Source organism: Mesorhizobium sp. M7A.F.Ca.US.005.03.2.1 (assembly GCF_003997795.1).
GTDB lineage: Bacteria > Pseudomonadota > Alphaproteobacteria > Rhizobiales > Rhizobiaceae > Mesorhizobium > Mesorhizobium ciceri.
On record NZ_RZRP01000136.1, the window covers coordinates 1 to 10,149 of the forward strand.

At 64.3% G+C, this 10,149-nt stretch carries 9 protein-coding genes and 1 pseudogene; 2 read left to right on the forward strand and 8 right to left on the reverse strand.

Features of this window, described 5'->3' with window-relative positions; genetic code table 11:
• A pseudogene (locus tag EN991_RS40835) lies at positions 1-144 on the forward strand (LysR family transcriptional regulator); the annotation flags it as partial.
• A 33-nt stretch (positions 145-177) separates the two neighbouring features.
• Here EN991_RS40835 and EN991_RS10490 read toward each other — a convergent pair.
• The 7 genes from EN991_RS10490 to EN991_RS10520 form a co-directional block, all read right to left on the reverse strand.
• Complete coding sequence (locus tag EN991_RS10490; protein ID WP_127368702.1) at positions 178-2,208, reverse strand: ABC transporter ATP-binding protein; 2,031 nt, start codon at positions 2,206-2,208, stop codon at positions 178-180.
• Positions 2,201-3,079: an ABC transporter permease gene (locus tag EN991_RS10495; protein WP_027163828.1), complete on the reverse strand. Its 879-nt coding sequence runs from the start codon at positions 3,077-3,079 to the stop codon at positions 2,201-2,203. Before EN991_RS10495 ends, EN991_RS10490 begins: the two co-directional genes overlap by 8 nt.
• Positions 3,076-4,059, reverse strand: a complete 984-nt coding sequence (locus tag EN991_RS10500; protein WP_181172681.1) for an ABC transporter permease — start codon at positions 4,057-4,059, stop codon at positions 3,076-3,078. The genes EN991_RS10495 and EN991_RS10500 overlap by 4 nt, the downstream gene beginning before the upstream one ends.
• A gap of 100 nt (positions 4,060-4,159) precedes the next feature.
• Entirely contained in the window at positions 4,160-5,824 is a 1,665-nt protein-coding gene (locus EN991_RS10505) for an ABC transporter substrate-binding protein (protein ID WP_013532880.1), read from the reverse strand.
• A gap of 246 nt (positions 5,825-6,070) precedes the next feature.
• Positions 6,071-7,255: a mandelate racemase/muconate lactonizing enzyme family protein gene (locus tag EN991_RS10510; protein WP_127368703.1), complete on the reverse strand. Its 1,185-nt coding sequence runs from the start codon at positions 7,253-7,255 to the stop codon at positions 6,071-6,073.
• Position 7,256: 1 nt separating this feature from the next.
• Positions 7,257-8,363, reverse strand: coding sequence for a mandelate racemase/muconate lactonizing enzyme family protein (locus tag EN991_RS10515; RefSeq protein WP_127368704.1), 1,107 nt, complete (start codon positions 8,361-8,363; stop codon positions 7,257-7,259).
• 35 nt (positions 8,364-8,398) lie between these two features.
• Positions 8,399-9,091 carry a GntR family transcriptional regulator gene (locus EN991_RS10520; RefSeq protein ID WP_013532877.1) on the reverse strand — a complete coding sequence of 231 codons (693 nt, stop codon included), beginning with the start codon at positions 9,089-9,091 and terminating at the stop codon, positions 8,399-8,401.
• Positions 9,092-9,223: 132 nt separating this feature from the next.
• Between EN991_RS10520 and EN991_RS41655 the strand changes: the two genes are divergently transcribed.
• The gene (locus EN991_RS41655; RefSeq protein WP_281040634.1) at positions 9,224-9,649 is read left to right on the forward strand and encodes a LysR family transcriptional regulator; all 426 of its coding nucleotides are present in this window, start codon (positions 9,224-9,226) and stop codon (positions 9,647-9,649) included.
• Positions 9,650-9,671: 22 nt separating this feature from the next.
• On the opposite strand, the gene EN991_RS10530 is transcribed toward EN991_RS41655, so the two are convergent.
• Positions 9,672-10,149 (reverse strand): efflux RND transporter periplasmic adaptor subunit (locus EN991_RS10530; RefSeq protein WP_127368705.1); only part of this gene is annotated, 478 nt, incomplete at its 5' end.

Consider the following 10,149-nt stretch of genomic DNA (forward strand, 5'->3'; position numbering starts at 1 on the left):
TACCTCGCCTATCCCTCGAACCCCGCCTCGTCGGATGTTCTGGATGTCGCGCTCACAGGCCTGCGCACGCTGGCCAGAGACTGGGCCGAAGGGCAGGGCTTTTCGGAAGGCGACCGTGCTCTCAGCATGGCCGGCCAGATCTGACCGGCCAAGCCACGCGGGTGATGGTGACGCTCGCTATGCCGGCTCGGTCACGGCCGCTCTCTGCAGCCTGGCCAGTTCGGCATATGGAATGTGGCAGCGGATCGAATGGCCGGGCTGGGCCTCGCTCAGCGGCGGCTCCTGCTGTTCGCAGATCGGACCGATCTTGCGCGGGCAGCGCGTGTGGAACACGCAGCCCGACGGCGGATTGGTGGCGCTCGGGATTTCGCCGTCGAGACGAATGCGCGCCGTCTCGGTCTGGTCGAGTTTGGGCACGGCCGACAGCAGCGCTTCGGTGTAGGGATGATGCGGCCCGGAAAAGACCTCTTCCGACGGTCCGAGCTCCATGATGCGGCCGAGATAGAGCACGGCGATCTTGTCGGAGAGGTAACGCACCACGGCCAGATCATGCGAGATGAAGATGTAGCTGACGTCTTCCTTCGACTGCAGGTCGGCGAGCAGATTGAGGATGGCCGCCTGCACCGAGACGTCGAGCGCCGAGGTCGGCTCGTCGCAGACGACGATGCGCGGGTCGCCGGCGAAGGCGCGGGCGATGGCGACGCGCTGCTTCAGGCCGCCGGACAGCTGGCGTGGCTTGACGGCAAGATGCCGGTCCGTAAGCCGCACCGAGCGGATAAGGTCGTTGAGACGAGCCTCCAGCGCCTTGCCGGAGAGGCCCGCCAGCCGCTTCAGCGCGCGTCCGATCAGATGCCGGATCGAATGCGATCGGTTGAGTGCGGAGTCCGGGTTCTGGAAGACGATCTGCATCGCCTTGATCTGGTCGTCGCTGCGGTTCTCCAGCCTGGGCGCCAGCGCCTTGCCTTCCAGCTCGATCGTGCCGCCTGCGTCCGGCGGCACAAGGCCGAGCAGCAGCCTGGCGAAGGTCGTTTTGCCGCTGCCGGATTCGCCGACCAGCCCGAGCGTTTCGCCAGGCCGCAGGTCGAGCGACACGTCCTTCACGGCGCGCAGTGCATGGCCATGGCTGGCATAGGTCTTGTTCAGCCCGGTGACGCGCAGCACCGGCGCTGCCGCCGCCCTTGGTACAGGCGCCACATCGCTCGGCGTCGCGCGCGGCAGCGCCTGCGCCTTGTCGTGATGAAAGCAGCGCGACAGCCGGCCGCCCAGATCGTAGAGTGGTGGCAATTCGCTGCGGCAGCGGTCGTCGGCGAGCGCGCAGCGATCGGCGAAGGCGCAGCCCTTGATGTCGACCCCGATGCCGGGCAGGAAGCCGGGAATGGTGTCGAGGCGGCCCTGGTCCTTGCGCTGGCCCCCGCGCGGCAGGCAGCGCAGCAAGGCTACGGTGTAGGGATGGCGCGGGTCGTTGAAGACGACCTCCGTCGGTCCTTCCTCGACCAGCATGCCGGCATAGAGCACGCCGACGCGGTCGCACATGTTGGAGACGACGGCGAGGTTGTGGCTGATAAACAGGATCGAGGCCGACAGTTCTTGCCGCAGCTGTGCGATCAGGTCGAGCACTTCGGCCTCTACCGTCGCATCGAGGCCGGTGGTCGGCTCGTCGAGGATCAGCATCGAGGGATCGTTGGCCAGCGCCATGGCAATCGCCACGCGTTGCTGCATGCCGCCGGAAAGCTGGTGCGGGTAGCGCTGCATGACGCTGACGGGGTCGGAGATGCGCACGCGGTTCAGCATCGCAATCGCCCGGTCGGTGGCCGCTTGTCCCGAAATGCCGCCGAGTTCAAAAATCTCGGTCAACTGACGGCTGACGCGGATCGACGGGTTCAGCGCCTTGCCCGGGTCCTGATAGACCATGGAGACGCTTTCGGCCCGCGCCCGCCTGAGCGCCTCGGCGTCGAGTTTCATCACGTTCTGGCCGTCGAGCGATATCGTGCCGCCGGTGATAGAACCGTTTCTCGGCAGATAGCGCACCACCGTAAGCGCCACGGTGGATTTGCCGCAGCCGGATTCGCCGACCAGGCCATAGGCTTCGCCCTGGCCGATGGTGAGGCTGAGGTTACGCAGCACGGCGCGGTTGCGGCCGGCGACGCGGTAGGCAACCGAAAGATCGGTGACTTCGAGTGCGTTTTCGGCCTTGGCGGAGTTAGTCATTGAGCGCTCCGTGAACGCCGTCGGCGGCCAGGTTGACGCCGATGACCAGCGAGGCGATGGCGAGCGCATCGAACAGCACCGTCCACCAGAAGCCGCCGCCGATCATGCCGTAATTGTTGGAGATCGACAGCCCCCAGTCGGGCGAGGGCGGCTGGATGCCGAAACCCATGAAGGAGAGCGTGGCGACGGCGAAGATGGCATAGCCGAGCCGCACAGTGGTTTCGACCAGGATCGGCGGAATGACGTTGGGCAGGATCTCGACGAACATCGTATGCAGGGCACTTTCATGCCTTAGCTGCGCGGCAGCGACATAGTCGAGTTCACGCTCGGCCAGCACCGCGGAGCGCACGGTGCGCGCGATGATCGGCGCGAAGCTCAAGCCGATGACGACGATGACCGTCGTCTTCGAGGTGCCGAGCGCAACGATCGCCAGCAACGCAACGATGACCACCGGGATCGCCATGAAGGCTTCCAGGATTCGGCTGACGACATCGTCGACGAGGCCGCGAAAATAGCCGGTGACGAGGCCGAGCGCCGTGCCGGCCACTGTCGCCAGCAAGGTCGCCAGCGGGGCGACGGTCAGGATGTCGCGCGAGCCGACGATGACGCGCGAGAAGACGTCGCGGCCGATCTGGTCGGTGCCGAACCAGTGTTCGGAAGAAGGCGGCGCCAGCGCGTTGATGATGTCGTCGGCGAGCGGGTCGTAGGGTGCGAAGTGCTCGCCGAACAGCGCGCAGGCAACCCAGAACAGCACGATGGCGAAACCGACAAGGAATGTTCGCGAGCGCAGCAGCGAGAAGAAGACCTCGGCCAGCGGGCCGCGCGGGCGCGTGTCGTCGGGTGTCGAGGAGGTGGTCTGGATGGTGCTCATTGGTCTGACCCCAGCCGGATGCGCGGATTGAGCACGGAGTAGAGGAAGTCGGCGACAAGAGTGGCCACGGCATAGACGATGCCGATGGTGAGGATGCCGGATTCCAGCATCGGGAAATCCTTGCCGCGCGCGGCAGTGAAGATCAGCGAGCCGATGCCCTGGTAGCGAAACAGCGTTTCGATGACGACAAGGCCGCCGATGAGGTAGCCGGTCTGCGTGGCGATAACGGTGATGGTCGGCAGCAGCGCATTGCGCAGCACATGGCGCCAGATCACCGTGCGCCAGGGCAGGCCCTTCAGCACGGCCGTTCGCGTGTAGTCGGAATCGAGCGCTTCGATCATGCCGGAGCGCGCCATGCGGGCGATGTAGCCGAACAGCACCAGGAACAGCGGCAGCGACGGCAGGATCAGGTAGTAGAGCTGCGTGAAGAAGCCGGCGTCGCGCGGCCATGCGGCCGATATCGGCAGCCAGCGCAGCCAGACACCAAAGATCAGGATCAGGATGATGCCGGTGACGAATTCCGGCAGCACCGTCACCGACAGACCGCCGAGGCTGATGATGCGGTCGAGCGGGCGGTTGAGGTTGAGCGCGGCGACGACGCCGCCGAGGATGCCGATCGGTACCACCAGCACGAAGGCGACCGCCGCCAGCTTCATCGAATTGCCGAGCGCATCGATGACGAAAGGCGCGACCGGCGAGCGGAAGATGTAGGACGTGCCCATGTCGCCCTGGACGAAATTGGAGATCCAGCCCCAGTACTGTGCCAGCAGCGGGCGATCGACACCGAGCGTGTGATTGAGCGCGTCGACCGCGCGCTGGTCGGCGAACGGACCCAATATGGCGCGCCCGACATTGCCGGGCAGCACCTGGCCGCCCAGGAACACCATGATGCTGAGCAGGAACAGCGTCACCAGCGACAGCGAGACACGCCGGGCAAGGAAGGAGAGAATGGCTAAGACTCCTTGTGGAGCCAGCCCCATGCGGGAGCTGGCTGTTAGAGGATTGGCTTTCCCTTTGAGCATGATCCCGAAAAGTGGGGACCGGTTTTCGGAAAAGGTCATGCTCCAACAAAGAGTTAGTTCAGGCTTTCGATGCCTTGTCGAGGAACAGCTGCGACATGGCGGTCGGCTGTACGCCGGCCACGCCCTTCGCCGTCGCCGTCAGATAGTCGTAGAAATAGCCGAAAATAACAGGCGTTTCCTCGAGCAACAGCTTCTGGATCTTGCCGGCGTCGGCCTTCTGCGCCTCGAGGTCGAGTGCTGCGATGTAGCTGGTCGCCAGCGCGTCATAGTCCTTGTTCTTGAAATGCGCCGCATTCCAGGTGCCTTCGCTCTTCAGCGGTGCCGCAAGATAGACGTTCGGCACGCCGCGGTGGCCGTAGTCGGTGATGCCCATCACCGAATCCAGCCAGTTCGACTTGCCGAACACCGCGTCTCCGTAATAGCCGCTCTGGTCGAGGATGTTGAGGTCGAGCTCGACGCCGATCTCCTTGACCCAGTTCTGGATGAGCTGGGCGTATTCGGGGATTTCCAGGTAGCGTTCGGTGGTCAGGGTTATCTTGAAGCCCTGGCCAAGGCCGGCTGCTTCCATGAGCTGCTTGGCCTGGGCGATATCCTGCTTGCGTTGCGGCACGCTCGTATCGGTCGAAGGATAGACGGCGGCGAACGGGCTGTCATTGCCCAGGGCGGAGCGTCCCTTCATCAGGCCGGCGGCCAGCTTGTCGCGATCGAGGCAGAGCGCAATGGCTCGGCGCACGCGCGCATCCTTCAACGGACCCTCGTCGCAGCGCATGTGCAGCTGCTGATGGGCCGACGACTTCAGGCTGATGATGTCGATGTTCGGATCGTTGAGCAGAGCGACGCCGGCCAACACCGGCATCTGGTTGATGATGTCGACCTGTCCGCCCTGCAGCGCCAGGATCTGCGGCTGCATGTCGGTGAAGAAGGTGAATTCGGTGCGCTCGGGCAAGGCCTTGGGACCCCAATAGTCCTCGTTGCGGACGAAGGACGCGCCGACCTTTGCCGTGTATTTCTCAATTCTGAACGGCCCGGTGCCGTCGAAGCTCTTTTCGTAGTCGCCCTTGTAGCTCGCCGGGATGATGACGGCGTTGTAGTTGTCGGACGACAGCATGTAGGGGAAGTTGCCGTTCGGCGCATCGAGGTGGAATTCCACCGTGTAGTCGTCGACCTTCTTTGAAGCGCCTTTCTGCAGGATGCCGGTGAACACCGACAGCGCATTGGACGAGTTGGCCGGGTCGGCAAGGCGGTCGATGCTGGCCACGACGTCGTCGGCCTTCATCTCGCCGCCGCTGTGGAATTTTACGCCCTTGCGCAGCTTGAAGGTCCACACCGTGCCGTTGTCGTTCGGTTTCCAGCTTTCGGCCAAGGCCGGCTGCAGCACCAGATCGGGGCCGTCGACGCAAAGGAATTCGGCAACCTGCTGCATGATCAGCAGGCCGCCGGCGTCTGCAATGCTGACCGGGTCGATCGTCGCCGCCGGCACACTGCTGGCGACGCGGATGGTGGCGCCCGGCGCGCCCTGGGCGCGCGCCAGCGACGGCATGCCGCCAAGGCCGGCGGCCATGCCTATGCGGCCCAGCAGCGGCAGCGACAGGCCGAGCAGGCTGCCGTGACGGACGAAGTCGCGGCGGCTGACACGGCCGTCGACGAGGCCGTCGATCAGGTGATTTTCAAGCGGCGTGCGATTGCGCCGGATAAGGTCGAGAATGCTGTGGTTCTTGCTCATGGGTTTTTACCCTTTCCCCTATTTCTTATGGTTGACGAAATTTTCGTGGATTGCTCCATTTTCCCGGCACCGGAGGCCTGTCTACCGGAACTTTAGCATGCGGTTTTGTCCGGTCCATCCAGTCGTGGCGTGGACGCTCGGGATTGTGGCTGCACGGCTTCCACCGTCTTTGTCCAACCTTCCCGACCGAAATCGCGGCGGTTGGCTTCTCGTGTCTGGCCGTCGGTCTTGGCCGCTAGCCGTCATCTAGTTCAGCGGCAAACGGCGATAGGTTCCGGGCTTTGCCGGGTCATGATACTTGTTGCACGGTCCTTTCTCGGTAAAGTCTCTGTGACAGGCAGCGAGGTTTTCGCGCGACAAGGTGACGCCGAGACCGGGACCTTCCGGAACGCGCACGACATTGTTTTTCGGCGAAAACGGTCCTTCCTCGGTGACATCCATCGGCAGCATGCGAAACAGCGACTGGTTCGGCTCCCTGATCCAGCCGAGTGCCGCGCACAGATGCAGATAGGCGGCGCTGCCGATGCCGCTGTCGCCGCTGTAGCACCAGAAATCGATCCCGGCATGCTCGCAGGCGCCGACGAAGCGCAACAGCCGGCCGATGCCGCCATGCGTCGTCGGGTTGCCGACGAAGGCGTCCGGCACTTTGGTTTCCATGGCGCGCGCAATGTCGATGTTGTGGGTCGAGAACGGGATCGAGCAATGGCGCCGCAACTCGCGCATCTCCTCGATGGTCGCCACCGGATCCTCCCAGTTGCGCACGCCCAATTCTTCCAGCGGGCGCGCCAGCCGCCGCGCGGTGCTGAGCGAATAGGCCTGGTTGGAATCGATACGGATCATCGCATCGTCGCCGAGTTTTCTGCGGATCAGCTCGACCATCCTGAGCGAGATTTTCGGATCTTCGGTCGAGAACTTGCCTTCGAAGAAAGTCGTTCCATGCGTCTCGTGCAATTCGACGCAATAGTCGGCGACTTCCTGGGGCGTCGTCTCGCCCTTCACATTTGGCCCATCACCGCGCAGCGAAAAATAGTCGGTGAACGGGATATCCTTGCGTACGGCGCCGCCAAGCAACTGATAGAGCGGCTGGTTCCACGCCTTGCCGCGCAGGTCCCACAAAGCCATCTCGATGGCGCCGAAAGCCATGATGCGCGTGCGGTCGTTGATCGACTGCACGCCGGTCCAAAAGGGCAGGCAGACATGCTCGGCGCCGGCGATGTCGAAGGCATCGCGCCCGACCAGCCGCGGCGCCAGGACATTATTGATGATCGCGGCCGCCGCTGGCGTCGGCGCTTCGCCGAGGCCGACCAGGCCATCCTCGGTCTCGACTTCGACGACGGTCGGTGAAAATCCGTCGAGTTCGCCGAACACCCAGGCATAGGGCGCTTCGAGGCGCAGATTGATCGGCGTGGCTTTGATGCTGCGGATTTTCATCTCAGCGCCCGACCTCGAAGAACGGCGCGCCGAGCAGATCGGGAACGACGTCTATGCCGAGACCCGGCCCGTCTGGAATGCCCATGCGGCTGCCGGTGACCGGTGGCATGTTCGATGCCGTGCGCACCGTCACCCATTCATGGAAGGCGATGGCGTGCAGCCGGCGCTCCTCCGGCGTCGACAGCGACAGCTGCGCCATCGCCGCGGTGTCGATCTCGGCGCCGCCCGTGTCCTCGACCGTGATCATGAAGCCGAGGTCGACGGCAATGTCGCGGATCTGGCGCGTCTTCGTCACGCCGCCAAGGCGCGAGATCTTCAGCGTCAGCCCGTCGGCCGCGCCCAGGCGATGAATTTCCAGCATCGCCTCGAGCGAGGTGACGGATTCGTCGAGCACCATCGGCTTGTCGAGCATGCGGCGCACCGACATGTTTTCATCGATCGTGGTGCAGGGCTGCTCGAACGTGTAGTCGATGGCGCGCGTGGCATCGGCGAATTGGCGCGCCTGATAGGGAGTCCAGCCGGCATTGGCGTCGCAGAAGATGACCGTGCCTTTCGGCACCGAGGAGGCAACCGCGATGACGCGTTCGATGTCGTCATGGACATTGCCGCCGACCTTGACCTGCAGCCGGTGGAAGCCGTCCTTGACGATGCGCTTGGCCAGCGCGGCCATGGCGTCGACGCTCCCGTGCGTGACGACCTTGTAGAGTTCCGCGGTGTCGCTTTCCTTGCCGCCGAGCAGCGTGACCAGCGGCACGTCGGCTGCGCGCGCCGCCAGATCCCAGCAGGCCATGTCGAGCGCCGACTTGATGTAGGGATGGCCCTTGAACACCGTGTCCATCAGCCGCCCGATGCTGGCCAGCCCGCGCGGATCGCGGCCGATCAGATGCGGCGCGATCTCGACCACGCCGGCGCGAACGCCGGCGGGGAAGGCGGCCGAGTAAAAATTGCCGAGCGGCGCCATCTCGCCCCAGCCGGTGATGCCGCTGTCTGATGTCATGGACACGATCACGGCGTCGAAGGCGTCGGCCTCGCGCCCCTTCGACATGCGGTATGGCCCGTCAACGAAGGGCTGCATGACGTGGTAGGCCTTGATGGTCTCGATCTGCACGTGTCTTGTCCGCTGTCTGTGGTGTTGGGAACGGGTCAGGCGCCCCTCGATGGGCGTTGTTCGAGGCCGCGGGCGTAGGCAAGCAACTCCTCGAAGTCGAGATCGATATGCTCCCTGGCATGGCACTGGGCCGCACGCATGTCCTTGCCCTTCAGCAACCGCACATAGGTTTCGTGAACGTCTTCGGCCGGCACCGGCTCGTTGCGGGCATGCTGGTGGAGCGCGAAATACATCTGCAGCCGGCTGGTCAGCCGCTGCCAGGTTTCCAGCAGCACCGAATTGTCGGCCCATTCGTAGATCAGGCCATGCAGTTGCAGCGCGGTTTCGATCTGGCGTGTCGTGTCCAATGCGCGGGTCGCCTGCTTCACGGCTTCGTGGCGCCGATCGAGCTCGTCGAAGAAGCGCTGGTCACGCAGCGGCCACGCCCGCTCGATGGCCAGCTCGTCCATCACCTTGTTGAACGAATAGGCATCGTCGATGTCCTTGGCTGTGACCTCGATGACGAAGGTGCCGGCATAGGGGATGCTGGTCAGGATGCCTTCCTGGACCAGCTCGCGCATCGCCTCGCGCAGCGGCGCGCGGCTGACCCGCATCTGTTCGGAAATCCGCAGTTCGTTGAGCTTCTGGCCGGGTGCGAGCTGCCCGGTCAGGATCGCGCGCCGCAACAGCGCAACGATCTCGGCGCGTCGCGTCGTGTCCGCGATCGGACTGAAATCCGCTTTCGCCATTCGGCCACTCCCAGGAAACCGAAAGCAAGACAAGCAGATTGTCGACAATCTAACAAGAGGCTATCTCAATTGATTGGCCAACGCTGCTGAGACCGTTTCGAAATTCCCCCTGGCGAGTCATATGGAGCCGCTGTGGAACGGTTGCCGCCGCTGAATGCGATCAAGACTTTTGAAGTTGCCGCCCGTGCCGGCAGCTTCACTCTGGCCGCCTCTGAACTCGGCGTGTCCTCTGCAGCGGTCAGCCAGCAGATACGCAATCTCGAAACCTGGTTCGGCAAGCAGCTGTTCGTGCGCAGCGGCAACCGCATCGCGCTCACCGACGCCGATCGCCTCGGCAAGGCTCGGCCTGGGCATCGCGCTTGGCCAGCGGGTCATGGCGCACGCCGATCTGGAGGCCGGTCGGCTGATTGCGCTCTCCTCGTCTCGGTGCACCTCGGGCACCCCTATTGTGCATTCATGCCGCCGGCCAAGGCCGACCGGGCCGATGTTGCCGGTCTGGTGGAACTGCTCAGTCGAGCGGCGCCCGCGACCTGTGGGAAGGCCGGGGCGCCGCGCTGAAGCCGGATCCTGACGGGGGTGTTCAGGTGGCCGGCTTTTCCGGTATCGGCGATACGGGCGCTCCGGGGCCGATCTTCTGCAGATTGCCCGTAATCACCTGGTCGCCCTCGGCGACGCCGCTGAGGATGGCGACCTGATCGCCGCTCGTCGGTCCGAGCGAAACCAGCCGCTGGTCGACCGTATTGCCCTTGCCGACGACATAGAGATATTTGCCGAGCTGGCTTGAGCCCAGCGCCGTCTGTGGCACCATCAGCGCATCGGCCTGCTCTCTCACATGCAGCCGGACACGGACATATTGGCCCGGCAGCAGCGTGAACTTGCCATTGCCGATCGTCGCGCGCGCCGTGATCGTGCCGGTCGAGCGGTCGACCGAATTGTCGATGAAGGTAAGCTCGCCCTTCTGGCTTGCCTCGGTCTGGCCGGGGAGCAGGACATCCACTTCGATCGGGCCGTTCGCACGGGCTTGCTCGATCTCGGTCAGATCCGTCTCGCTCGGGTTG

What these genes read in the sequence shown, in the direction of transcription:
- EN991_RS10500 (WP_181172681.1), bottom strand. Translation starts at nt 4,059, where the DNA reads ATGGGGCTGGCTCCACAAGGAGTCTTAGCCATTCTCTCCTTCCTTGCC.
- EN991_RS10490 (WP_127368702.1), bottom strand. Translation starts at nt 2,208, where the DNA reads ATGACTAACTCCGCCAAGGCCGAAAACGCACTCGAAGTCACCGATCTT.
- EN991_RS10505 (WP_013532880.1), bottom strand. Translation starts at nt 5,824, where the DNA reads ATGAGCAAGAACCACAGCATTCTCGACCTTATCCGGCGCAATCGCACG.
- EN991_RS10520 (WP_013532877.1), bottom strand. Translation starts at nt 9,091, where the DNA reads ATGGCGAAAGCGGATTTCAGTCCGATCGCGGACACGACGCGACGCGCC.
- EN991_RS10510 (WP_127368703.1), bottom strand. Translation starts at nt 7,255, where the DNA reads ATGAAAATCCGCAGCATCAAAGCCACGCCGATCAATCTGCGCCTCGAA.
- EN991_RS10495 (WP_027163828.1), bottom strand. Translation starts at nt 3,079, where the DNA reads ATGAGCACCATCCAGACCACCTCCTCGACACCCGACGACACGCGCCCG.